General features: G+C 54.8%; 15 protein-coding genes. 12 read left to right on the top strand and 3 right to left on the bottom strand.

The genetic code is table 11. The features are described from left to right. Positions 1–167: 167 nt before the first annotated feature. From WKJ03_RS09010 to WKJ03_RS09000, 3 genes are read left to right on the top strand one after another with little or no spacing between them, the layout of a single operon-like run. On the top strand, positions 168–1,421 hold the full coding sequence (locus WKJ03_RS09010) for an efflux RND transporter periplasmic adaptor subunit (RefSeq protein ID WP_337841860.1): 1,254 nt from the start codon (positions 168–170) through the stop codon (positions 1,419–1,421). Positions 1,422–1,424: 3 nt separating this feature from the next. Then, a complete protein-coding gene (locus WKJ03_RS09005) occupies positions 1,425–4,499 on the top strand; it encodes a multidrug efflux RND transporter permease subunit (protein ID WP_337841859.1) in 3,075 nt (1,024 codons plus the stop codon). Beyond that, positions 4,496–7,534: an efflux RND transporter permease subunit gene (locus WKJ03_RS09000; RefSeq protein ID WP_337841858.1), complete on the top strand. Its 3,039-nt coding sequence runs from the start codon at positions 4,496–4,498 to the stop codon at positions 7,532–7,534. Before WKJ03_RS09005 ends, WKJ03_RS09000 begins: the two co-directional genes overlap by 4 nt. Before the next feature lie 110 nt (positions 7,535–7,644). Here WKJ03_RS09000 and WKJ03_RS08995 read toward each other — a convergent pair whose 3' ends face one another. Next, positions 7,645–8,862 carry a sugar MFS transporter gene (locus WKJ03_RS08995; protein ID WP_337841857.1) on the bottom strand — a complete coding sequence of 406 codons (1,218 nt, stop codon included), beginning with the start codon at positions 8,860–8,862 and terminating at the stop codon, positions 7,645–7,647. 52 nt (positions 8,863–8,914) lie between these two features. After that, entirely contained in the window at positions 8,915–11,431 is a 2,517-nt protein-coding gene (locus WKJ03_RS08990; RefSeq protein WP_337841856.1) for a glycoside hydrolase family 3 N-terminal domain-containing protein, read from the bottom strand. Positions 11,432–11,880: 449 nt separating this feature from the next. Here WKJ03_RS08990 and WKJ03_RS08985 point away from each other — a divergent pair, with 449 nt between their 5' ends. The 9 genes from WKJ03_RS08985 (at position 11,881) to WKJ03_RS08945 (ending at position 24,391) form a co-directional block, all read left to right on the top strand. Further along, on the top strand, positions 11,881–14,853 hold the full coding sequence (locus tag WKJ03_RS08985) for a TonB-dependent receptor (protein ID WP_337841855.1): 2,973 nt from the start codon (positions 11,881–11,883) through the stop codon (positions 14,851–14,853). Between the two features lie 87 nt (positions 14,854–14,940). Continuing rightward, positions 14,941–16,506, top strand: a complete 1,566-nt coding sequence (locus tag WKJ03_RS08980) for a tryptophan halogenase family protein (protein ID WP_337841854.1) — start codon at positions 14,941–14,943, stop codon at positions 16,504–16,506. A gap of 33 nt (positions 16,507–16,539) precedes the next feature. Then, positions 16,540–17,283: a SapC family protein gene (locus WKJ03_RS08975; protein WP_337841853.1), complete on the top strand. Its 744-nt coding sequence runs from the start codon at positions 16,540–16,542 to the stop codon at positions 17,281–17,283. Next, complete coding sequence (locus WKJ03_RS08970; RefSeq protein ID WP_337841852.1) at positions 17,280–18,290, top strand: cupin-like domain-containing protein; 1,011 nt, start codon at positions 17,280–17,282, stop codon at positions 18,288–18,290. Before WKJ03_RS08975 ends, WKJ03_RS08970 begins: the two co-directional genes overlap by 4 nt. Before the next feature lie 19 nt (positions 18,291–18,309). Next, the gene (locus WKJ03_RS08965) at positions 18,310–19,794 is read left to right on the top strand and encodes a tryptophan halogenase family protein (protein WP_337841851.1); all 1,485 of its coding nucleotides are present in this window, start codon (positions 18,310–18,312) and stop codon (positions 19,792–19,794) included. After that, complete coding sequence (locus WKJ03_RS08960) at positions 19,791–20,513, top strand: DUF6445 family protein (protein WP_337841850.1); 723 nt, start codon at positions 19,791–19,793, stop codon at positions 20,511–20,513. The genes WKJ03_RS08965 and WKJ03_RS08960 overlap by 4 nt, the downstream gene beginning before the upstream one ends. A gap of 110 nt (positions 20,514–20,623) precedes the next feature. Continuing rightward, positions 20,624–21,958: a GH1 family beta-glucosidase gene (locus WKJ03_RS08955; protein ID WP_337841849.1), complete on the top strand. Its 1,335-nt coding sequence runs from the start codon at positions 20,624–20,626 to the stop codon at positions 21,956–21,958. A gap of 70 nt (positions 21,959–22,028) precedes the next feature. After that, complete coding sequence (locus tag WKJ03_RS08950; protein WP_337841848.1) at positions 22,029–23,375, top strand: glycoside-pentoside-hexuronide (GPH):cation symporter; 1,347 nt, start codon at positions 22,029–22,031, stop codon at positions 23,373–23,375. Positions 23,376–23,392: 17 nt separating this feature from the next. After that, the gene (locus WKJ03_RS08945; RefSeq protein ID WP_337841847.1) at positions 23,393–24,391 is read left to right on the top strand and encodes a LacI family DNA-binding transcriptional regulator; all 999 of its coding nucleotides are present in this window, start codon (positions 23,393–23,395) and stop codon (positions 24,389–24,391) included. On the opposite strand, the gene WKJ03_RS08940 is transcribed toward WKJ03_RS08945, so the two are convergent. After that, positions 24,379–26,640, bottom strand: a complete 2,262-nt coding sequence (locus tag WKJ03_RS08940; protein ID WP_337841846.1) for a putative Ig domain-containing protein — start codon at positions 26,638–26,640, stop codon at positions 24,379–24,381. The genes WKJ03_RS08945 and WKJ03_RS08940 overlap by 13 nt on opposite strands. Positions 26,641–26,643 lie beyond the last annotated feature (3 nt).

Here is a 26,643-nt window from a genome sequence, read left to right as displayed (position 1 = left end):
TGTGGCTGGTTCTGGCAGCAGGCCGGGCTTTTGGTCGCTACAGAAAGGCGTCTGGCCGAATGTCAGCAGATCTTTACTTAATATTGACACTTGCTTCGTTGAGGCTGCCAGCACTGTGCATTAGAGTACGCTCAGAAAAATTTAAGCCGCTTTACAGGAATCAAATTATGTTCAACGGGAAAAAGCCTTTGGTGCTGGCCGTGCTGGTCGCTTTAGCCGCAGGTGCTGCGTATTACTTCTGGCCTGCGGCCGACAACGCCGCAGGTGCCCAAACCGGGCAACGAGGCGGCCAGCGTCCAGCTGGCGGACCGCGAGCAGGCGGCCCCGGTGCGGCGATGAACCCCTGGACTATGCCAGTACCGGTGCGGGTGGTGACAGCACAAAGCAACGATTTAAAAGTTCAGCTCAAAGCCATCGGCACTGTCACACCTCTGAATACAGTGCTGGTGCAAAGCCGCGTGTCTGGCCCCTTGGCGGAAGTGCTGTTTAAGGAAGGCCAGTTTGCCGAAAAAGGCCAGCTGTTGGCGAAAATTGACCCGGCCGAATACCAGGTGGCATTGGATCAGGCCATAGGCCAGAAAGAACAAAACCTGGCGCAGTTAAAAAGTGCCGAACAGGATTTAGCGCGTTTCGCCAAATTAAAAGAACAAAACACCATAGCTCAGCAGCAGTACAACCAGCAGCAGGCACTGGTGAATCAGCTGAAAGGTGCGCTGAAGTCAAATCAGGCGTCCATTGATGCGGCGCGGTTACAGCTGTCGTACACCCAAATTCATGCGCCTATCAGTGGCCGTTTAGGCTTGCGTCAGGTAGACGCTGGTAACCTGGTGCAGGCCAACAGCAGCACAGGGCTGGTCAGCATTACCCAGACGTCCCCTATAGCTGTGGCTTTTACCGTTCCTGAAACCCAGTTGCAGATGGTGCTGGACGCTGTGCGTGCTGGTGAAACCTTAACGGTGGAAGCCTGGGACAGGGCGGAGCAGCTGATGCTGGCCAAAGGCACCCTGACGACTCTGGACAACCAGATTGATACCAGTACAGGTACCCTGAAACTGAAAGCCGAGTTCAGCAACAGTGCACAAGAGCTGTTCCCGAACCAGTTTGTCAATGTGCGGCTGAATGTGGCTGAGCGCAAAGGCGCGGTGACCATTCCGCAGGACGCGGTGCAATACGGTTCGGAAGGCACTTATGTCTATATGATCGAAGATAACAAAGCGCAGGTGCGCAACCTGGTGCTTGGGGCTGTCGACAATGGCCTGATTGAAATCAGGCAGGGCCTGCAAGCCGGTGAGCAAGTGGTACTGGAAGGTTTAGACCGTTTGCGCCCTGGCCGCGAAGTGGAAGTGCTGGTGCGGGATCAGCAGGCGGTGGAACCTGAGAAAAAAGCAGCACAACCAGCCGCGCAACGACCCAAGGCCTAAGCGATGAATTTATCCAAACCCTTTATCCTGCGCCCGGTGGCCACATCCTTGCTGATGCTGGCGATACTGGTGGCCGGTATTCTGAGCTGGCGTTTGTTGCCGGTGGCGGCTTTGCCGCAGGTGGATTACCCCATTATTCAGGTCTTTACCTTTAACCCCGGTGCCAGCCCGGACATTATGGCCCGCACCGTCACAGCACCGCTGGAGCGGCGGCTGGGGCAAATTCCCGGCCTGAAACAAATGTCGTCCAACAGTGCGGCCGGCAGCTCGGTGATTACGCTGCAGTTTGCGCTGGTGGTGGATATGGGCGTGGCCGAGCAGGAAGTGCAGGCGGCTATTAATACCGCGTCCTCCCTGTTACCCAACGACTTACCGACACCGCCCATTTACCGCAAGGTGAACCCGGCTGATGCCCCTATTCTGACCCTGGCTATCAGCTCTGACACTTTGCCTCTGCCCACTGTGTACGATCTGGTCGACACCCGCATGGCGCAGAAACTGGCGCAGTTGTCCGGGGTCGGTATGGTCAGCCTGGCTGGCGGACAGCGTCCGGCCATCCGGGTGAAAGCCAACCCGGCGGCGCTGGCGAATTTAAACCTGAGCATGGAAACCTTACGCAGTGCCATTGCTTCGGCCAACACCAACCAGCCGAAAGGCAGTTTTGACGGCCCCTTCCGCTCCACCATGCTGGACGCGAACGACCAAATCCGCGATATCGCCGAATACCGTGAGCTGATTGTGGCCTACCGCAATGGCGCGCCGGTGCGGCTGCAGGATGTAGCCTCTGTAGAAAACGGCGCTGAAGATCGCTTTTTAGCGGCCTGGGCCAACAGCAGCCCGGCCGTGCTGGTGAATATTCAGCGCCAGCCTGGCGCCAACGTGATTGACGTGGCCGACCGGGTGCAGCAATTGTTGCCACAGCTGACGGCGACTCTACCAGCCGCCGTGAATGTGCAGGTGCTGACTGACCGCACCCAGAGTATCCGGGCTTCGGTGCGCGATGTGCAGGAAGAGCTGGTGTTTGCTATTGGCCTGGTGGTCTTTGTGACCTTCCTGTTTTTACGTACTGTTCCGGCCACTATTATTCCGAGTTTAGCGGTGCCGCTGTCACTGGTCGGCACTTTTGCCGTGATGGTGTTGCTGGACTTCTCGGTCAACAACCTGACGCTGATGGCGTTGACCATTGCCACAGGTTTTGTGGTGGACGACGCCATAGTGATGCTGGAAAACATTGCCCGCCACCGGGAAGAAGGGGATTCAGCGCTGGAAGCGGCACTGAAAGGTGCCAAAGAAATTGGTTTTACCCTGGTGTCGCTGACCGTGTCACTGATTGCGGTATTGATCCCCCTGCTGTTTATGGCCGATGTGGTCGGTCGCTTATTCTATGAATTTGCCGTGACCCTGGCGGTGGCTATTGCTATCTCACTGGTGGTGTCGCTGACGCTGACGCCGATGCTCTGTGCGCGTTTGCTAAAAAGCCTGCCCAAACATGAGGAGCACAATGGCCTGATGGACAGAGTGATCCGCCGCTACGGCGAGTGGCTGCAGTGGGTGCTGAAACACCAGCGGCTGGCGATGCTGGCGATGCTGGGCACTGTGGCCCTGACCGCTGTGATGTATCTGGCGGTGCCTAAAGGCTTTTTCCCGGTGCAGGACAGTGGCGTGATCCAGGTGGTCACCGAAGCGCCGCAGGATATTTCGTTTCAGGCCATGGCAAAACGCCAGCAGCAACTGGCTGAACGTATTCTGCAGCATCCGGATGTCGCCAGCCTGTCGTCTTTTATTGGGGTTGATGGCAGCAATATCAGCATCAACAGCGGCCGTATTCTGGTCAATCTCAAATCACATGACGAACGCAACCAGTCGGCACTGGAGATTATCAGGCAGCTGGAGCAACAGGTGGCGGCGGTGCCGGGTATTAAAGGCTGGTTCCAGCCGGTGCAGGAAATCAGTATTGAAGACCGGGTCAGCCGCACCCAGTACCAGTTCAGCCTGACCACACCGGAGCAGGACACCCTGAACAGCTGGTTGCCGGATCTCGTTTCGGCGCTGCAACAGCGGCCAGAGCTGTCGGAAGTGGCGCACGACCTGCAGCAACAGGGCCTGCAGGCCTACATCGACATTGACCGTACCGCGGCGGCCCGTTTGGGCATTGATGTGTCGGACATCAGCGCTGTGCTGCAAAGCGCCTACAGTCAGCGTCAGATCAGCACCCTGTTTACCCAGGCCAACCAGTACCGAATTATTCTGGAAGTGGACCCGGCCCAGGTGCATGGGCTGGACGCCTTTGACAAGCTGTACCTGACCTCTTCTTCTGGGGCTTCAGTGCCGTTTTCGGCGGTGGCCAAAGTGTCGCAGCGGCCGGCCAAACTGCTGATTAACCATCAGGGGCAGTTCCCGTCGGTCACTTTGTCGTTCAACCTGGGGGAAGGCTATTCACTGGGCGAAGCTGTGGCGGCTATTGAAGAAGTGCAGCAACAGCTGGCGATGCCGGCTGAAGTGGAGCTGACCTTTCAGGGCGCCGCTGAAGCCTTTCGCGCCTCACTGAGCAATACCTTGTGGCTGATTCTGGCGGCCGTGCTGACCATGTACATAGTTCTGGGTATTTTGTACGAAAGTCTGATCCACCCTGTGACCATTCTGTCGACTTTGCCGTCTGCCACTGTCGGTGCTTTGGCGGCCTTGTTGCTGACGCAGCAGCCGCTGGATCTGATAGCGGTGATCGGCATAGTACTGCTGATAGGTCTGGTGAAGAAAAACGGCATTATGATGGTCGACTTTGCGCTGGATGCGCAGCGCAATCAGGGCATGAGCCCACGGGATGCCATTTATCAGGCGGCGCTGCTGCGGTTCCGCCCCATTCTGATGACGACGCTGGCCGCGCTGTTTGGTGCCATTCCATTGCTGCTGGCCAGTGGTTCTGGCGCTGAGCTGCGCCAGCCTTTGGGCCTGGTGATGGTCGGTGGTTTGCTGGTCAGCCAGGTGCTGACGCTGTTCACCACCCCTGTGGTGTACTTGTGGTTTGACCGCCATTTCAGCCGCGATGCCAAAGTGCAGCAGAGGACGGCTGAAGCATGAGTCTGGCCGCGCCTTTTATTGAACGCCCGGTCGCCAGCGGCCTGATCGCCACCGCCATTTTACTGCTGGGTTTGCTTTGCTGGCGTTTATTGCCGGTTGCCCCCCTGCCTGCGGTTGATTTCCCGATGATAGTGGTAACCGCCAACCTGCCGGGCGCCAGCCCTGAGAGTATGGCGGCCACAGTGGCGACGCCACTGGAACGGGCTTTGGGCAGTATTGCCGGCGTGCAGCGCATGGGGTCAAGCAGCAATCAGGGGTCGACCCAAATCCGGCTGGAGTTTGAGCTGGACCGCAATGTGGATGAAGCCGCCCGCGAAGTACAGGCCGCCATTAACTCGGCGCGCAGTCAGCTGCCTTCGGGCATGACCAGCAATCCGACCTACCGCAAAATGAACCCCTCGTCAGCCCCCGTGATGGCGCTGGCATTGAGTTCCAATACAGTGCCTGGCAGTCAGTTATACGACACCGCTTCAACCATACTGGCGCAGAAACTGGCCACCATTCAGGGGGTGGGGGAAGTGGCGGTATCCGGCTCGTCTTTACCGGCGGTGCGGGTGCAGCTGAACCCCGGCATGCTGGCGCATTATGGCGTGGCGCTGGACGAAGTGCGCAGTGCGCTGAGTAGTGCCAACGCCAATGTGCCTTTGGGTGTGTTGGAGCAAGACGAACAGCGCTGGCAGATTGCCACCAGCGAAACCATGCGCCGAGCCAAAGATTACAGCGACTTGGTGGTGAAATACGTTAATGGAGCACCGATCCGGTTGTCCGATATAGCCAGGGTGACTGACTCGACGGAAAACCGCTACAGCGCTGGTTTTCACAATGACAAAGACGCCGTGATCCTGTTGGTGAGCCGTCGCACCGGTGCCAATATTGTTGAAACCATCGACCTGATCTACAGCCAGCTGCCGCAGTTGCAGGCGCTGGTACCGGACGGCGCCAGCCTGACAGTGGTGATGGACCGCAGCCCCGGCATTCGCGCCACCTTAAACGAAGCCCAACTGACGCTGCTGATTGCCGTGGGCCTGGTCGTGCTGGTGGTCTGGGTCTTTTTGGGCCAGCTGCGCAGTGCGCTGATCCCCAGCCTGGCTATTCCAGTATCGCTGGTGGGCGCTTTTGCCGTGATGTATTTATGCGATTTTTCGCTGAACAACCTGTCGGTGATGGCGCTGATTGTGGCTGTGGGTCTGGTGGTGGACGACGCCATAGTGGTGATAGAAAACATTAAACGCCATATTGAACGTGGCCTGCCGCCCTTAGAAGCGGCCCGCACCGGATCGGCCGAAGTCAGCTCCACCCTGCTGGCGATGAACCTGGCGCTGGTGGTGATTTTTCTGTCCCTGCTCTTTATGGGCGGCTTGGTTGAACGACTGTTCCGCGAGTTCTCTATTACGTTGGCCGCCGCTATGGTGATCAGTTTGCTGGTGTCGCTGACCTTAACCCCCAGTTTGTCGGCGCTGATTTTAAAAGCGAACCGGACCGGCTCTGGCCAGCCCGGCTTTTTCGACCGGATGCAGCAGCAATACCAATACAGTGTGGCCTGGAGCCTGCAGCATTACCGTTGGGTGTTGCTGGTGCTGGCGCTGCTGATGGCAGCCACTGGCTGGCTTTACAGCAAAGTGCCGACAGGTTTATTGCCCGAGCAGGACACAGGCCAGCTGAATGGTTTTGTCCGCGGCGATGACGGCATGTCATTCCAGATTATGCAGCCGAAAATTGAAGCCTTCCGCCAGCATATCTTAAAAGACCCTGCCGTGGCCGATGTGACAGGGTCCAGCGGCGGCGATATGGGTATCAGCAACAGCTGGATGCGGGTGCGGTTAAAACCGCTGGCCGAGCGCAAAATTTCGGCTCAGGCTGTGGTGGACCGGCTGCGGATGACGGCCCCCAAGGTGCCGGGGGGCATCATGTTTATGGGCGTCGATCAGGACATTCGTTTATCGTCACCCTTCAGCCGCAGCGACTACGAAGTGTTGTTGCTGGCCGACGATATCAAGCTGCTGAAAACCTGGAGTAAAAAGGTGGCAGAGCGGCTGCAGGAGCTGCCTGAGCTGACGGACGTGGATACCCCAAGTGGTGATGACACCCAACAAATTGAACTGACCATAGACCGTGAAGCGGCACAGCGGCTGGGGGTGGATATGCGCACTGTCGCCACCCTGCTGAACAACAGTTTTTCGCAGCGCCAGGTGGCCACTATGTATGACGAGCTGAACCAGTACAAAGTGGTGATGGAACTGACGCCGGGCTACACAGCGCAGCCGGAAGTGCTGCAGCAGCTGCAGTTGATCACCTCTTCAGGCCAGCGCGTGCCATTGGCGGCTATTGCCAGTTACCAGTACGGCATGTCGAATGACCGCATCCGCCATGACGGTCAGTTTGCTTCGCAGGGGATAGGCTATGCCCTGGCGCCCGGTGTGACAGCACAGCAGGCGGATGCGGCTATTGAGCGGGTGCTGGCTGAAGTGATGGTGCCAACCGAAGTGATCACCCAAAACGGTGCCAGTCAGAATAACGCCATGTTCAGCACCGGTAGCCCGGCCTGGCTGATAGTGGCAGTGGTGCTGACGGTATATCTGCTGCTGGGGGTCTTGTATGAAAGCACCATTCAGCCGCTGACCATTCTGTCCACCTTGCCTTGTGCCGGTTTAGGCGCCTTGCTGGCGTTGTACTTCAGCAACACAGACCTCAGCCTGATTGCACTGCTGGGGCTGTTTTTGCTGATTGGTATTGTGGTGAAAAATGCAATATTGCTGGTCGATTTTGCGTTGCAGGCAGAGCGTCAGCAGGGGCTGAGCCCGCAACAGGCGGTGGTTCAGGCGGCAGCCCAGCGCTTAAGGCCGATACTGATGACCAACTTTGCCGCTATTTTGGGTGCTGTGCCTTTGCTGTTTGGCATGGGCGAAGGCTCAGAGCTGCGCCAGCCGCTGGGTATTACCATAGTGGGGGGCCTGGTGGTCAGTCAGTTGCTGACGCTGTACAGCACTCCGGCTGTTTACCTGGCGTTATCCCGCTTCCGAGTGAAAAACCTGTAGGAGTGGGGTTTACCCCACCCGCTACCCAAATCCCTTAGTTAAGAAGAAACAGGCGGCACCAACCGGGGGAAGTCCCGCCTGTGGCCTGAGGCAGCTCAGGCCGGAAATAGTTAATTGGCTTTGTGGCCTTTCAGGCCAAACCAGGCGATATAGCCGTAGCAGGCGGCCGGTAACAGGAATGACAAAGTCAGGCCAAACTGGTCGGCCAGTACGCCCTGACCCACCGGCACTATGGCACCGCCGACGATCGCCAGACATAACAAACCGGCGCCCTGGCTGGTGTGTTGTTTCAGGCCCTGTAACGCCAGGCTGAAAATGGTTGGGAACATAATGGAGTTAGCCAGGCCTACCGCCAGAATGGCCCAGAGTGCCAGCTGACCACTGCTGCCCATCGCAAGCAAAATCAGCGCTGAAGCGGCGACTGCATGCACTGCCAATAACAAACCGGCCGGAATACGTTGCATCAGGGCTGCACCGATAAAGCGGCCAACCATGGCGCCTCCCCAGTACCAGGCCACATAATGGGCGGCATCAGCCTCGGCCAAAGCCAGCACATGCTCGCTGCCAATAAAATTGACCAGTGTGGAGCCGATAGCGACTTCGGCGCCGACATACATAAAAATACCCACAGCCCCCAACCATAAATGACGGTATGGCTTTAAAGCTGACAGCGACACCGAATCTGCAGCTTTTTCATGCTGCACCACCGGCAGGTTCAGCCGGGAAAACACCAAAGCCACCACAAAGAGGGCTCCGGTCAACAGCAAATAAGGCAGTTGTACCGAATGGGCGGTGTCGCTGTTGTCCAGCGTGCCTAAGATCAGCGACGCGCCAAACAGCGGGGCCAGCGTGGTACCCAGCGAGTTAAAGGCCTGAGTCATGGTCAGACGGCTGGACGCCGTACGTTCAGGACCCAGAATGGTTACGTAAGGGTTGGCGGCCACCTGCAAAATGGTGATACCGGACGCCATCACAAAAAGTGCGGCCAGAAACCAGGGGTAGCTGTGAAACTGTGCGGCCGGAATAAAATTCAGCGTGCCCACACCGGCAATGAGTAAGCCAAGCACTATGCCTTTTTGGTAACCCACTTTGTTAATCAGCGCACCAGCCGGTAACGACACCAGAAAATAGGCGGTAAAAAAACAAAACTGGATCAGCATGGCCTGGGTGTAGTTCAGGTCAAACACCGCTTTTAAATGCGGGATCAAAATATCGTTCAGGCAGGTAATAAAGCCCCAGATAAAAAATAAAAAGGTCAGGCTGGGTAAAGCCCAGCTGCTCAGGTTTGGCTGGCCGCTCTGGCTGGCCGTGGTGGATACTGTGTTCATACCAAAGTACTCAATAAAAGGGCGGCCAGGCCGCCCAGACAGGATGGAAAGATCAATTGGCCGGACAAGCGGAGCTTGCGGCTGCGCCCTGAACCAAACGGATATTGGCAATTTTAACCTGCCAGGCGGCTGAGCTTTGCAGGCTGAATGGCTGTTCCAGATGATTCAGCGCCGCACCGGCGTCAGCCAGGCAAGCCAGATTCACACTCAGCTTATGCCACTCGCCTGCGGCTTTGCCGGTGAGTATTGGCAGCAGATCCACTGACCCGCCACAACCACTGCCACAGGACGCGCCAATCAGCACTGGCGCTGCAGGGGCGACGGTCCAGTTCAGATCAAACTGCAGCTGCTGGTAGCCTGAGGCATCAAAGGGGCGGGCAGCTTGCAACACCAAAGCGGCTTTGGAGCCTTCCGACCAATTGAGTTGCAGCGCATCTTCCTGTTTTTGCCAGTTCACCGCGGCCAGCTTCAGGCTGCCATCGGCACTTTGCACTTTGTTGGCATTGACCAGCACGGACGCGGTGGCATCGGCCAGATGCAGATTCAGGCCATTGGCAGCCCGGCGTTCAAACAGGGCGAAGCTGCCTTGGGCTGACTGCTGACCTGCTGCCTGCTCTGGCAATTCCGGCACCAGCACCTTGTCCAGTACGCTCAGGCCATAGCCCAAAGCAAACAAGGGATCATAACCGGCATCGCCCTGGTTCAGTGGCTGCGAGTCGGCTGTTTTGGGCCAGGAGAACGACAGTTTGCCTTTGAAGTCCTGCTGCACTTTGCCTTCGGCATCCCGCAGTAACAGGTCGGCCATAGCGCCGGCTGAAGTACCAGGCAGCCAGGCGGCGACAAAGGCATCAGACGCATTCAGTTCCGGGTTTACCCACAGCGGGCGGCCGGACAAAAACACAGTCACCACCGGAATACCGGCGGCTTTCAGTTGTTTCAGCAGCGCTTCGTCGCTGTTTTTACCGGCCTGGTAATCCAGGCTTGGCGTGTCGCCGTCAAACTCGGCATAAGGGTTTTCGCCTATCACCACCACGGCCACGTCCGGCTTGTCTTTAAAGCTGCCATCGCTACTGTGCTCGACCGAGCCACCAGCGGCCTGCACCTGGGCAGCAATACCGGCATAAATACTCTGGCCTTGTGGGAAGTCGGCATTGCTGGTGCCAGTGCCTTGCCAGGTCACGGTCCAGCCGCCGCTTTGTTTGGCAATAGAATCGGCGCCGTCACCTGTGACCAGAATGCGTTGTTTCGGGTTCAGAGGTAACAGCTGTCCATTATTTTTCAGCAGCACCAGCGACTCCCGCACCGCCTGAGCAGCCAATGCCTGATGCTCAGCGGCTCCGATCACTTCTTGTTTGCCTGCAAATGGGTTGCCAGCCGGGCCCTGATAGTTATCCAGCAGGCCAGCGCGTTGTTTCACCCGCAAGATACGGCGCACGGCATCGTCCAGCCGTTCTGCACTGATGTCACCGGCTTTGGCCTGCGCCAGGGTGTTGTGGTACAAGTCTTTCCAGTGCTCTGGCACCATCAGAATATCGACACCGGCGTTAATGGCGGCGGCACAGCTTTGGTTGGTGCAGCCTGGCACCTGGCCGTGACCGTTCCAGTCGCCCACCACCACACCATCAAAACCCAAACGTTTTTTCAGCACCTCGGTCAGCAGGTAGCCATTGCCATGCATTTTTTCGCCATTCCAGCTGCTGAACGATGCCATCACGGTTTGTACGCCAGCGTCCAGGCTGCTGAAATAACCCTGCGCATGCAGGTCAATCAGCTGTTGTTCGGTGATTTCGGCATTGCCCTGATCTTTACCACCGCTGGTGCCGCCGTCGGCCAGATAATGTTTGGCGGTGGCAATGACACGGCCCGGAGCCAGAAACTCAGGCCCGACAGGCCCCTGCAAACCTTTGACCAGGGCAGCGCCCAGGCTTTTTACAATGGCCGGGTCTTCCGAATAACTTTCATAGCTGCGGCCCCAGCGGTCATCACGGGCAACGGCCACAGTGGGGGCAAACACCCAGTGAATACCGGTGGCGGCCACTTCTTCGGCTGTGGCTTTACCAATAGCTTCCACCAGGGCCGGGTTATTGGCGGCACCCAGACCAATATTGTGCGGAAACACTGTGGCACCGCGCACATTGTTATGGCCATGCACCGCATCCGTCCCCCAGATCGGTGGAATGCTGCTGCCATCCTGGCTGGCATCGACACCAGCTTCATGCAGCTGCTGAGCTAAGGCCAGCCAGTCGGCCGCGCTGGCCGCTTTGTTGTCGTTCGGGTAAGCGCCACCGCCATTCAGGTAAGAACCAAAGCCATAAGTGCGCATATCCTCCAGCCTGATCCAGCGGATATCCGGTTGGATCAGCTGAGCCACTTTCTGCTCTGTGGTCATGTTCTGGATCAACTGACTGAGTTGCTGTTCTTTTTCGGCCACAACGGGCAGAGGGCTTTGCAGTTCTGGCCATAAGGAGCCGGAGCCAGCCGCTGTGGTCTGTTCCGGGCCGCCCTGTGGTGGTGTGCAGGCCGTCAGAGCCAAAGCTATAGCTGCGGCTAAAGGATAAAGTCGGTGCATCTTTTGCTGTCCTGTTGTCCTGATCAGTGGGGAGCTGACCATTGATCTGATCCGCCGGTGAAGGTGCTGTGCCTTCTCTGCCAGCTTTTAGTTTTTGAAAACGCTTTCATAAATAGCTGAAAACTGTCGTTGTGCCAATGATTTTTTCCACAGTCCTGCTGGAGGGGGGAAAATTCTGTCTGGCGGACCTTGTTGGAATTCTCTGCAATACAGGCTGGTTACTACTGGGTTGGCTAATGATATCTTTATGAAAAACATCAATAATTCAGGAATTTTCCTGATTGTTTTATGTTATTTTTTAATCAATTTATTTTTATTATATTGACGGTTTAGAAAATTTAACCTAATTTCTGAAAGCGCTTTCAGAAGTGCGCTGTTTGCTAATGGTGCAAGCACCTGTGCAAACCCGACAAACAACGAAACTAAGCACAGTCGACAGGGAAACATTCATGAACTCGAAAACCTTTACCAAAACCAGGCTGGCGACCAGCTTGTCTTTGGTGCTCGGTGTTGGGGCATTGGCACCTGCCTATGCAGCTGATGATCAGGCTGCGTCCAAAAAAGATGAAAACGTAGAAGTTATAGCTGTCACGGGGATCCGTGGCAGTCTGATTAAATCTATGGACACCAAACGGTCATCCACAGGCATTGTGGATGCCATTTCGGCCGAAGATATAGGTAAATTTCCGGATACCAACTTAGCGGAATCCTTGCAGCGGATCAGTGGTGTATCGATTGACCGCGTTAACGGCGAAGGCAGTAAAGTGTCGGTCCGCGGTTTTGGGCCGGATTTTAACCTGGTCACCTTAAACGGCCGCCAGATGCCGGTCACCACAGGCTCCCGCTCTTTTGATTTCGCCAATATTGCTTCTGATCTGATCAGCGGCGTGGAAGTGAACAAAACCAGTCAGGCCAAACACGCCACTGGGGGTATTGGTTCAACCATCGATATCCTGACCTTAAAACCTCTGACTGTGGGTTCACAAAAAGCCACAGTCAATGTGGCTATGGTGGATGATCAGTCCACGGAAACAGGCTCAGCCACCCCTGAATTGTCGGGTTTGTATTCCAGCCGTACCGACGATGGCAAATTTGGTGTGCTGATTGCCGCCAGTTACCAGGAACGTGAAAGTGGCAACCAGCAGGCCAATGTGGGTACTGGCTGGCGCAGTTTTGCCGGTACAGCAGACGATGACTGGGCCGGTGGCACCGGTGCCTGGGGGGGCGTGCCTCAGGGCGGTCAGGTCAACCGTCCTGGTCCGGATGATGTGTACTCAGTCCCACAAACCACCATCTACAAATTTGAAGAACAGCAACGTGAACGGACCAACGGCCAGTTGGTGCTGCAATATGCGCCTACCGACAATCTGACCGCCAGCCTGGATTACACCTATATGCGCAATGACATCGATACCCAGTATCACGATGTCTCTGCCTGGTTTACCTTTGTGCCGTCACAGAACATCTGGACGGACGGTCCGGTGTCTTCTCCACTGTTGTACTCTGAAACCTATGCCACACCACAGGATTTATCCATGGGGGCTGGCGACTTCGGTGTACGCAATCAAAGCAACTCAGTGGGCTTTAATCTGGACTGGCAGGCCACGGACAACCTGAATCTGACCTTCGACGCGCACAAATCCAGTGCTGAATTTAAACCCAACCACGAGTTTGGTTCCAACAACACCCTGAGTATGGCCGGTTTCGTCCGTACCAGTGCGGCGACCGACTTTACCGGTGATCTGCCCATTCTGGCGGTGGGTGGTGGTAACTCAGTGCAGCCGTCCGATATGCGCGTCACAGGCAGTGTATTTGGTAACGCCCGCAACAGATCGGAAATTGACCAGTACCAGCTGCGCGGTGAATACGTGCTGGACGATGCTGGCAGTATCGATTTCGGTATAGCGCTGACAGACGTCGATAACCACTCCCAATCCGTCAACGTGCAACGGAATGACTGGGGTGGCGTAGGCGCCGCTGGCGATTTCGAAGATTCCTGGTTCCCGGTTGAAACCATTCACGACAAATTCAAAGCCAATGGTGGCGATTTCTCCATTGCCTCTGGCCGCAGCTTTGAAGTGCTGAACAAAATGTTCTTCTGGGATTTCAACAACGTCCGTAACAGAGCCGAGCAGCTGTACACGCCAGCCGGTTACACAGGTGGCGGTGATTGTGGCACCGATTTCTGCCCGTCCACTGACTATGCCCGTGATACCGACCGCTACACCATGGAAGAGTCACAGGCCTTGTACCTGCAGTACAACTATGAAAACGAGTGGGCAGGCCGTCCTTACGATGTGCATGTCGGTGTGCGTTATGAAAAAACTGATGTGACGTCCACCTCAGCTGTGTCGTCTTACGACGGCGCCAACTGGATTGCCGATACTGAAATTGCACTGGTCGCAACCGGTGAGCGTGAGTTCCAGACCCAAACAGGGGACTACGACTATGTGCTGCCTAACTTCAATTTTAATATTGAAGTGGTGGATGATGTGATGGCGCGTTTCGCGTATAGCGAAACCATAGGCCGTCCGGACTATGTGTCCATTCAGGGGGGGACAGTGGTTGGTACGCTGGCCAACCGTGCCGGTGGTAGCGGCTCTTCAGGCAACCCAAGCCTGTTACCGCTGGAATCGGAAAACATCGATCTGTCGCTGGAATGGTACTACGCACCGTCGAGTTATGCGTCTGTCGGTTATTTCCGCAAAGACACCAAAAACTTTATCAGCAACACAGTGGTGGATTCGACCATTTACAGCATTCCAAACCCTGCGGACGGTAAAAAATACCGTGAAGCCCTGGCGGCGGTAGGCCCGGATGCGGCGGCTATCCGTAACTGGATTTTTGCCAACTATGGCTCAGATCCAAGTGTGGACGTGGCGGGCAAAGTGATCTCCGGTGTGGCCGGTGAAGACGAGCTGATGATCTTCAAAATTAATACACCGTCCAACGGTGCTGATTCTGAAGTGATAGACGGCTGGGAGTTTGCCGTTCAGCACGCCTTTGGTGAAACAGGTTTTGGTGTGTTAGCCAACTACACCATGGTGGACAGTGGCCGTACCTATGACAACTACCTGTTGGTTGACCAGCCAGCCCTGATCGGTCTGAGCGACACCGCCAACCTGGTGGTTTTCTATGAAAACTACGGCTTCCAGGCCCGGGTGGCGTACAACTGGCGTGACGAGTTCCTGAACTCGCGTGGTCAGGACACTGGCGCGAACCCACGGTACACTGAGGCTTATTCGCAGATTGACGCTTCTGTCAGCTACGACATTCCTCAGGTGGATGGCTTGACTCTGTATCTGGAAGCTCTGAATATCACGGACGAGTACACCAGGGTGCATGGTCGTGCCAAAGAGCAAGTGCTGAGCCTGGTGGAAACAGGCCCGCGCTACAGCTTTGGTGCCCGCTATACCTTCTAATCACTGAAGGTGGACAGAGGGTGGTAAAAACGCCACCCTCTTATTCATCCTGCCGGGATCCGGTTTTGTTGTTCAACAGGCTCTGCTATGAATACAGCACTACAACAGATTGTCATTGTCGGAGGCGGCGCCGCAGGCTGGCTGACGGCTTCGTTATTGGCAGCTGAGCTGAATTATGATCAGGGCAAACCTTTGGCGCAGGCCAAAGTTCAGATCAGCTTGATTGAATCACCGGACGTGCAAATTATTGGTGTGGGTGAAGGCACCTGGCCTTCAATGCGCCATACCTTAGAAAAAATCGGCCTGTCCGAAACCGAATTTTTAATCGCCTGTGAAGCCAGCTTTAAGCAAGGCTCCGAATTTTATGACTGGCATGGCGCCGGGCAGGGTTATTACCTGCACCCCTTTACCTTGCCAGCCGGCTACCCTGAGATCAATCTGGCGCCTTATTGGCTGCCCTTTGCCAGCGAAGTCAGTTTTGCCGAAGCTGTCTGTCCGCAGCAACAGCTGGTCAGATTGGGGCTGGCGCCCAAACAAATCAGCACGGCCCAATACAGCTTTATCAACAATTACGGCTACCACTTAAATGCCGGCAAATTCACCCAATTGTTGCAACAGCATGCCACCAGCAAGCTGGGTGTGGTGTACAGGCCATTGCATATTGAAGCGGTGGAAAACCACGCCGATGGCCGGATTGCCGCTGTGGTGGGGTCCAACGGCGAGCGTATTGCCGGGGATTTATTTGTCGATTGTTCGGGTCAGCCGTCTTTGTTGCTGGGGCAACATTTGCAGGTGCCCTGGATCAGCCAGCAGCATATTCTGTTTAATGACAGTGCTTTGGCTATTCAGGTGCCTTATGCCCAACCAGACAGCCCAATGGCCAGTTGCACCAAAGCCACAGCCCAGCCAGCGGGCTGGGTGTGGGATATTGCGCTGCCAAGCCGCCGTGGCATCGGCCATGTGTTTTCATCAGCGCACTGCAGCGAAGCTCAGGCGCGGCAGCATTTAAACTCGTATTTGGCGGCACAGCCGGATTTGGCCGCCGCCAACGCAGAGGACGCGCGTTTACTGCGTTTTGAGCCGGGTTACCGCGCCCGTTGTTTTGAGAAAAACTGTGTCGCCATTGGTATGGCCGCCGGTTTTATCGAACCGCTGGAAGCGTCCGCGCTGGCGTTGGTGGAGTGGACAGCCAAAAGCCTGGCGGCCTTGCTGCCGGGGGATATCGGCCTGTTGCCGGTGATGGCGGCGCGGCTGAATGCAGGTTTCAGCCAGCATTGGCAGCAAATTGTCGAATTCCTCAAATTGCACTATGTACTGAGCCGCCGGGCCGACCATGACTACTGGTTGATGCACCGCGAACGCCACAGTATTCCGGACTCGCTGCAACAGCTGCTGCAGCTGTGGAAACACCAGCCGCCTATGCCTGCCGATATCCGTCAGGCTGATCAGCTGTTTCCGGCCGCCAGTTATCAGTATGTGGTGATGGGCATGGGGCTGGACTGCCACTATGCCAATGACAAAATCTCGATGCAGCAAAAGGCGCGACAGTACTTTCAGGACAATCAGAAAAAAACCGCCGCCATGCGTCAGGCGCTGCCCGGCAACAGAGAACTATTAGAAAAAATTCACAGGTACGGCTTACCAACCCTTTAAGCCAGCCGCAGAGCAGAACAACAGGAGATTTTGATGCCAAATCATGTATTACTGAGCAGTGTCGATCATAAAGACTTAAAAGTGATTAAAGACCGCGGCGCCGCTTATGGCGACAACCAGTGGTTTGCGCTGACCTTTCCAAAAGAATTCCGCACAGTGCAGGGCTATTACCCGATTTTTTTCCATAAAGACCAAAACACCGGCCAGTTTTTCCCGGTGGCGTTATTTGGCTTTCAGCACCAGGAAAACCTGTTTTTACAGCACAACAACTGGCAGGACTTGTACATTCCGCTCAGTGTGCGCCGCCAGCCATTTTTAATTGGTCAGCAAAAAGTCACCGAAGACGGTGTGGATCAAATTCACCGCGTGCTGCATATCGACCTGGAACATCCGCGTGTCAGCCAGACCGAAGGTGAAGCGCTGTTTCTGCCATACGGCGGCAACTCAGCCTATCTGGATGAAATGGCCAGCCTGATGGAAACCCTGCATCTGGGCATGGACGACGCCCGCCGTTTTGTTGACCAGCTGCTGGCGCTGCAATTGCTGGAGCCTTTTACCATGGAAGTGAAGCTGGACGACGGTCAGCCCCGCCAGCTGGTCGGCTTCTACACCATTCATGAAGAAAAACTGGCCGCGCTGAGTGCTGAGCATCTGGCGGCGCTGCAACAGCAGGGGTACCTGCAGGCTATTTACATGGCGCTGGCGTCTCAGACCCAGGTGATGAAGCTGTTAAAGCTGAAAAACCTGCAGCAGAAAAACAACGGGCAGGCCGCATGAGCATCAGGCCGGTCCGGCGCATTGCAGGCGTTTCAGCGGACGAGCTGAGTGCTTTGTTGCAGGACGCCAGCGAACCTCTGGTGCTGGCAGGCTTTTGCGCCCACTGGCCGCTGGTGCAGTTAGGGCTGCAGTCGGCAGAGGCGGCGCTGGGTTTTATTGCAGGCTGCAGCAGTGGTGAGCCGGTGGCGGTGGCGGCGCTGGCCAAAGAAGCGCAGGGCCGGGTGTTTTATAACGCCGACCAGACAGGTTTTAACTACAGCGGTGGCCGGGTTAGTTTTGCTGAGTTTTGCCAGCAATTGCTGGCGCTGGCCGCAGCGCCGGATGGCCGCTGCCTCTATATGGGCTCGACCGAAGTCAGCCGCTGGTTTCCGGGCTTGCTGGCACAGCACCAGTTGCCACTGAGTGACTGGCAGCCGCTGACCAGCCTGTGGATTGGCAATCAGGCCCAGATTGCGGCGCATTATGACTTTCCGCATAACCTGGCCTGCAACCTGGTGGGGCAACGCGAGTTTCTGCTGTTTCCGCCGCAGCAGGTGGCGAATTTATACCCTGGCCCTATGGAGTTTGCCCCCGGGGGGCAGGACATCAGCATGGTGGATTTTAACCAGCCCGACTTTGAGCGTTTTCCCAAAGCGCGTGAAGCGCTGCAAGCGGCGCAGCTGGCACGGCTGGAACCGGGCGACCTGTTGTTTATTCCCAGCATGTGGTGGCATCAGGTGACAGGCAAGGCTGATGTTAATGTACTGCTGACCCATTGGTGGCGCGACACGCCGGGCTATTTAGGCCGGCCAAACAATGCGCTGCTGGCGGCCGTACTGGGTATTCGCAGTTTGCCCAAGGCGCAGCGGCAGGCCTGGCAGGCGCTGTTTGAGTATTACGTTTTTGAACACGACGAGGTGGACCAGCAACAGATCAGCCCGCAGGCGCTGGGCATGCTGGAAAAACCCTTACCCGAACTGGAAGCACGCAAACTGCGGGCTGACTTACAGAATAAACTGAAACGCTGAAGCGTTCGGAGAGCAACGAATGCAACCAAGAGTGCAAAAGGTGGTGATTGCCGGAGGCGGTACCGCAGGCTGGATGGCCGGAGCGGCGCTGGCGAAAATGCTGGGCAAAAACCTGCAAATTACCCTGGTGGAGTCGGAAGAAATCGGCACTGTGGGTGTGGGTGAAGCCACTATCCCTACCCTGCATATTTTCCACCGTTTGCTCGGCATTAAAGAGGCCGAATTTATGGCGGCCACCAATGCCACCTTTAAGCTGGGGATTGCCTTTGAGCACTGGCACGACCTCGACAAACACTATATCCATTCTTTTGGTTTTTTAGGCAAAGACTGCTGGGCCTGTGGTTTTCAGCATTTCTGGCGTCGTGGTGTGCAACTGGGCGTGGCCAGTCAGATTGGCGATTATTGTGTGGAACACCTGGCGGCCCGCGAAGGCCGTTTTGCGGTGTTGCCGAACCAGGACTTAAACCATGCTTACCATATGGACGCTGGCTTATACGCCAAATTCCTGCGCCAGCTGGCCGAGCAACATGGCCTGAAACGCATTGAAGGCAAAATTGACCAGGTGCTGCAGCATGACGACGGCGCCATTAAAGCGCTGCAGCTGCAAAACGGCCAGTTGATTGAAGGCGATCTGTTTCTCGACTGCACTGGCTTTCGTGGCCTGCTGATTGAACAGACGCTGCACACCGGCTACGACGACTGGAGCCACTGGCTGCCGTGCGACAGTGCGGTGGCGGTGCAGACCAAAACGGTGTCGGCCCCTGTGGCTTATACCCGCTCTATTGCCCATGACTCTGGCTGGCAATGGCGTATTCCGCTGCAAAGCCGGGTTGGCAATGGCATGGTGTTTTGTTCTAAATACTGGAGCGATGAGTTCGCCAAACAAAAACTGCTGGAAAATTTGCAGGGCGAGCCGCTGATGACGCCCAAAGTGCTGAAGTTTCGCACTGGCACCCGGCGCAAACACTGGAACAAAAACGTGGTGGCGATTGGCCTGTCCAGCGGCTTCCTGGAGCCGTTGGAATCGACCAGTATTCACCTGATCCAGCGCAATATCATCCGTCTGCTGCAGATGTTTCCGTCTTATGGCATTCAACCGGCCGACATTGCCGAGTTTAACCGCCAGGCGCAGCAGGAAATGGAGAATATCCGCGACTTTATTATTCTGCACTACAAACAAACCGACCGCAGTGACAGCCCGTTCTGGCGTTATTGCCAGTCGATGCCGGTGCCGGAATCGCTGCAGCACCGGCTGGACTTATTCGAACAAACAGGCCGGGTGTACAAAATTGGCCTGGAGCTGTTTGGCGAAGCGTCCTGGTTGCAGGTGATGATTGGTCAGGGCCTGATGCCGCAGCAATACCACCCGATAGTGGATGCGATGAGCCAGGAAGAGCTGCGTGATTTTCTCGATAAAATCAAAGCCAATGTGCGCAAAACAGTGTCTGGCTACCCGGACGTGAACGACTTTATCCGGCATTACTGCCAGACGGCGGTGCAATGAGCTCCGTCGCTGCCGCCTCGCCTTATGCACTGAACCCGCAGCTGCAGCCGCAAATTCTGCAGCTGGGCGCTGAGCAGTGCCCTGTGCTGGTGCTGGACCAGCTGCTGGCTGACACTTCGGCTTTAGTGCAACAGGCCAGGCACAGCCAGTTCAGTGATGTGCGTAGTTACCTGTATCCAGGTGTGCGCGCTGCGCTGCCAAAAGCCTATGTGCTGGAATTGCTGCAGGCCTTGGCCCCTTTGGTCCGCCAGTTGTACCAGATCCCGCCCGAGTTGAAGGTGCGGGCGGGTGACTGCAGTTTTTCGTTAATTACCAAAGCGCCGGCTGAGTTAAAGCCAATGCAGCGGTTGCCGCATTTTGACACCACAGAGCCTTATGTATTTGCGCTGCTGCATTATCTGGATGGGGGGGAGCATGGCGGAACCGGCTTTTTCCGCCAGCGCAGCACCGGCATAGACAGGGTCAGCGACGCGAACAAAGAGGTGTATTTCAACAGCCTGCAGCAGTTTGTTGACACCAAAGGGCTGACGGAAGGTTATTTCCAGCAAGGCAATGAACATTTCGAGCTGTACCAGGCTTTGGACTACCAGCCCAACCGCCTGCTGCTGTACCCAGGTAATTTGCTGCACAGTGGGCTGGTCAACCCGGCCACAGACATCTCGGCAGCTATTCCCGGTGGTCGGCTGACCGCCAATCTGTTCATCCGCTTCAGTGAATAAATTCAGTAGCCTGGCTACCAGATTTCATAACAGCTGAAGCAAAAATGAAAGCGATTACATTTGGTCAAATAGACCACACTGACAGACAAACAACAGAAAAGTGAACAACGATGAGCATGTACCAACTACCAGAGCATTCACTGCTGCGCAAAAAACAGTTTTTGTACGGCGTGGCCACGGCGTCATTCCAGATTGAAGGGGCGGCTGACTCCCGGCTGCCCTGTATCTGGGATACGTTTTGTGCCACGGCCGGCAAAATTAAAGACGGATCAGACGGCAAAACCGCCTGTGACCATCTGCGGTTATGGCGGGACGATTTAGATCTGATCGAATCCCTGGGCGTAGACGCTTACCGCTTGTCGTTGTCCTGGCCCCGGCTGATCCAGCTGGATGGCGAGCTGAACCCGGCCGGTCTGCAGTTTTACATCGATCTGCTGGACGAGCTCAAGGCGCGCAATATTAAGTCCTTTGTCACTTTGTACCACTGGGATTTACCACAACATCTGGAAGATAAAGGCGGCTGGCTCAACCGCGATACCGCCTACAAGTTTGCCGATTATGTGGAAAAAGTCAGCACCGCTTTGGGTGACCGGGTATACAGTTACGCCACCTTAAACGAGCCATTCTGCAGCTCGTTTTTAGGCTACGAAGCCGGTATTCATGCGCCGGGTTTAACAGGCCGTGGCAACGGCCGTAAATCGGCGCACCATTTATTGCTGGCGCATGGCTTAGGCTTGCAGGTACTGCGCCGCACGGCGCCACACAGCTTAAATGGCCTGGTACTGAACTTTACGCCTTGTTACCCGCACACCGACAGCCCGGCCGACAAAGTCGTGGCCGAGCAGGCCGACCAGTACTACAACCAGTGGTACCTGCAGCCGGTGATGACAGGCCAGTACCCGGAGTATTTCAACAGGTTAACAGACGAGGAAAAGCCGGTGATTGAAGCCGGTGATATGGCGCTGATCAGTCAGCCGCTGGATTTTCTTGGCGTGAATTTCTACACCCGTCATGTCTACACTGCCAATGCCGACCATGAGTTTGCCGTGGTGGAGATAAAAGATGCCGAAAAAACCGATATTGGCTGGGAAATTTACCCGCAGGCTTTTTATGACCTGCTGACCTCTATGCATCAGAAGTACAAATTACCGCCCATCTACATCACCGAAAACGGTGCGGCCGGTGCGGACAAGCTGGAAAACGGCCAGGTGCAGGACGAACAGCGTCAGCGGTACTACCAGCTGCATTTAAATGCGCTGCATCAGGCGGTGGAAGCCGGGGTGAATGTGCAGGGCTACTTTGCCTGGAGCCTGATGGACAACTTTGAATGGGCTGAGGGCTATTCGAAACGCTTCGGAATTGTGTATGTTGACTACAACACACAGCAGCGAACCATCAAACAAAGCGGCCATGCCTACCGCCAGCTGCTGCAAAGCCGGGTTTAACGCGCGCAGCTACCCCGCAGCAGACGGGGTAGCCACAGAATAAAAATCAAAAAACAGGGTAAACAGATTTATGTTAAAGGTGCGGGAAAAAATAGCCTATGGCTTAGGGGACACCGCCAGCAACATCGTGTTTCAGACAGTGATGATGTTTCTGGCGTTTTTTTACACCGATATTTACGGCTTATCACCGGCTTTTGTCGGTTTTATGTTTCTGGCGGTGCGTATTATTGATGCGGTGACCGATCCGCTGATGGGCGCATTTGCCGACAGAACCCACAGCAAACATGGCAAGTTCAGGCCTTTTATTTTGTACGGCGCCCTGCCTTTTGGCGTGATCAGCGTGATGGCGTTTACCACGCCGGATTTCTCTGCCGAAGGCAAAATGATTTACGCCTTTGTCACTTACACCCTGCTGATGCTGGTGTACACCGCCGTGAATATTCCTTATTGCGCCTTGGGTGGCGTACTGACAGCAGACCCGAAAGAGCGGGTGTCGGTGCAGTCCTACCGCTTTGTGTGTGCGTTCATTGGTGGTTTACTGGTGTCCAGCCTGACGCTGCCATTGGTGGATTATTTGGGCGACGGTGACAAAGCCAAAGGCTACCAGCTGACCATTCTGGTGATGAGCATTCTGGGCGTTGGCATGTTTTTACTTTGTTTTGCCGGCACCAAAGAACGGATTCAAACCCAGATTGAAGCCAAACGGCCTTTTAAAGACGACTTTAAAGCGCTTTGGCAAAACGACCAGTGGCGGGTGTTGTCGCTGGCGGCTATTTTCCTGCTGACCGGCAATGTGCTGAAAAACACCATCGCCATTTATTACGTGAAGTATTACCTTGAGCAGCCCGACAGCATTACGCTCTTTATCACCCTGGGTATGCTGAGCAGTATGCTCGGTTGTATGCTGGCGCAGCCACTGGCACAAAAGGTCTGCAAAGTGAAAGCCTATATTGGCCTGCAACTGGCCGCCGCTGCGTTCTGCGCTGTGGCCTACTGGATTGCACCTGATCAGCTGTGGTTGGCCTTTGCCGCCTTTATGGCCTGGAACTTCTGCTTTAATGCGGCCACGCCGCTGTTGTGGGCGAAAATGGCCGACACCGTCGACTACGGTCAGTGGAAAACCGGCGTGCGCACCACCGGCATGGTGTATTCCTCCATTATCTTCTTTATCAAGCTGGGCCTGGCGTTGGGCGGTGCAGCGGCTGGCTGGTTATTGTCTGGTTTTGGTTACCAGGCGGATGTTGATCAAACAGAACAGGCCAAACATGGCATACTGCTGTCCTTCACTCTGCTACCTGCTATAGGCTCTGTGCTGGTGGCGCTGGTGATGAGAAACTACTTGCTCAACAATAAAAAAGTGGCTGAAATACATCAGGATTTACAACAACGTGGTCAGCTTGGCGATAACGCCGGATAAGGAATAACAGCGACTTTATGGCAACCATTTATGACGTCTCACAGCTGGCCGGTGTGTCTTTAGCCACAGTGTCGCGGGTGATGAACAAAAGCGACAGCGTCAGCGACAAAACCCGTAAAAAGGTGCTGGAAGCGATGGACAAACTGGGTTACAAGCCCAACACTTTTGCTCAGTCGCTGGCGTCCAACTGCTCGAACAGTATTGGTGTGCTGGTGTCGCAACTGGATGGTCCTTATTACGGCCCTATGATGGCAGAAATTGAAGAGTCGCTGCGGCTCGACAATAAACACGTCATTATTGCGGTCGGCCACAGCAATGCCGGGCAGGAAATGGACAGTGTGGAGTTTCTGCTTGGCCGCGGTGTGGACGCGCTGATCCTCGACGTGGAAGCGGTGTCAGACGAGTACCTGATTGAACTGAGCCGCGGCCCTACGCCTATAGTGCTGATTAACCGTTATATCGAACCCATTAAAGAGCGCTGTATTTACCTGGAAAACGAATTGGGTGGTTACCTGGCCACCCGGCATTTACTGGAGCTGGGCCACAGGGATATTGCCTATATTTCAGGCCCGGCAAAAAAACACGATGCTCAGGAACGCCTGACAGGGCACCAACGGGCCTTGGCAGAATTCGGCGCCCGCTTTGACCCGGCTCTATGTGTGGTTGGCGATTACAAAGAAGACAGTGGCGTGGCCTGCATGGAGCAATTGTTGCGCAGTGGCAAGGTATTTACTGCAGTGGTGTGCGCCAATGACCAGATGGCGTCCGGTGCTATCTCTGCCTGCCTGGAGCGGGGCATGAAAATACCGCAGGAAATGTCCTTTGTTGGCTACGACAACATTCCGTTTGCCCGTTATGCAGTGCCAAAGCTGACCACCGTCAACAACCCCATTCACGAAATGGGCAAAATGGCGGCGCTCTGGCTGCTCAAGCACCTGTACAAAAAAGAGGTGCAGGTGGATTCCGTCTTTGTGCCGCAACTGGTGGTGCGCAATTCGGCGATTCAGAAAGTCTGACGCTGGGCCGGAGCGGGGCACCGGCTTTGGCTTTGCCCCAACTTTCGCCAGAGTGCCAGTATCAGCAGTGCCAGCAAAGACCCCCAGCCAACAGACCCACCACTGCCTGAAGAGGATTCAGCAGGAGGGGTCGGCAAGTTTACTACAGGTTTTTCTGTCACAGTACCGGAGAATGTTGCTGAGACGGACTCACCGGATGGATCAGTAGCTTTCAACGTAAACTGGTACTGGCCGGCTGATTTGGGGGTGGCTAAGATACCTGTTTCTTGCATGACGAACCCTTCGGGCAGAACCGTATGCGTGTAAGTCAGTTGATCACCATCTATATCTTCAAACACATCAATAAAGGCGAGGAAATAACTTTCGCCAACTTCCAGGTTGTTGACATAGCTACCAGGCTTAAGTGTTGGTGGGTCATTTACGTTGATGAGGTTTACTGGCCGGTTGACTGCAGCATACCAAGGGCCTTGTCGCAGCTGTAATTGGATCCACACAGTAGGGTTATATTTGGCGAATTCGTTTTTAGTATTGAGCCGCCAATGATACTCTCCCTGTTTCTCGAATAAATTGGCTGTATTGATATGCGAGGGATCGAGACGCATCCAGATGTCGACATTTACACCTGATAAAGAGCTAAGTAGTTGATTGGCATCGACCATTAGCGATTCGTCCTGCAAGACGGAAAGTGGTAGTTGCTGGCCTGTTAAAGCAGCAGTGGGGAGATCCAATTGATGTTGAGTAATAACATTATCTGCTATGAGCAGCGCTTGCCCTGTCTTATCAATATGAAAAAAACTTTGCAGATGGAATGGGCTATTGCTGTCACTAAATTCATATTTCAACGCCTGACTCAAGTCATTGGAGTAACGAAACAGAGATAATTGCGGCGAGGTGCATAAGATGTCTTGTGGTCCAATTGGACCGCATCCAGCGGATAAACCTGAATTATCAATGCTACCCACTGTACCTTGCTGTGAGCCTTCCAGGATCAGGCGTTTTCCATTGCCAATCAGTACACCTTTGTCTTCCAGGTAAATCGGTCTGCTGTCGAATTCGATGCCGGTCTGTACGCTCCACTTTGGTTGCAGGCCTGATGTTGTAAGGTGGTACATAGTTGCATCTTTTGTATTGTCTTCAGCCAGATGAAATAACAATACCCCCTGCCTAGTGAGTATTGACGATTGGAACGGGCGTGGACTGATATGAACTCTGCATTGGGTGGATGAATGCAATGCGCTGGCTGCACTACAAGCGACAATGTCACCCCCTTCCATAGCTATCACTAAAGAGTCAGTGCTTTCATCGTAAAACAGCTGTTCGACACGACCATTATTTTGCACTTCAGGAATTATAATTCGCGGAAACTGTTGGCTCGGGTGCCACAATTTCAGATAGAGATTTTGCGTATAAGGTTCGACACCTGCAAACCACCAATGCTTTGAGTATTCGGTGACCCTGCTTATAGGTACATTTTCATAGGTCGGGGACATGAACTGAATGTTGCCTTGCCATGTTGGCATTTGTCCTTGATCCGCAAACCAGATTTGCATACCGTTATTACCTGCTACAAAACCATTGGCGGCAGGAAATGATTGTACAAATTGGGTGGACAATCCAAGTTTGTATTGCCAGTCATTACCTTTAAAGTAGTACTTCTCATCCCCCTCGTTTTTTTGCCAATAATCGAAAGCTCTGAATATCTTGTCACCTACTTCATAGAGTGATGACCCGAGCTGCCCCGATGTTGTAGAGCCCAGATTAATAAACTCGTCACCTATACGAGATTCTTCAATCAGTTGTCCATCTGAACCTAGCCGTAAAAATGAAAAATGGCCTGTTCCTGTATCCCCTTCATATTTTTTTACTAATACCAGAGAGTTATCTGAAGTTTGATAGATATCTGCAATCCGCGGGACTGTATTGAGAAGGCTTAAACCTTGCAAAGCAAAGGTTTGAATAAAGTAATTTTGTTGATCGTAAACAGAGATTGTATTCGACTGCGGGTTCAGAAAAAGTAAACGCCCAGGCAAGGACTGAACGAACTTATAGCCATCAGTGGTGTTCTGGTACAGGTAGGTTTCGCCGACCTGGCAGGAAAAGACCAGCCAGTCTTTGGTTTTCTTTACGTGAGAAATACCGAAACATCCAGCGTTGTCTACCTTCTGCACAGCTATTTCACCAGAAACAATGTCAGCGACATACAATAAATTTGAATCCAGAAGTGTTATTCCTGAGCCATCTAATGCCACGGT

Source organism: Rheinheimera sp. (assembly GCF_037442525.1).
Taxonomy (GTDB): Bacteria; Pseudomonadota; Gammaproteobacteria; order Enterobacterales; family Alteromonadaceae; genus Pararheinheimera.
This window is presented reverse-complemented; position numbering and strand designations above follow the sequence as displayed.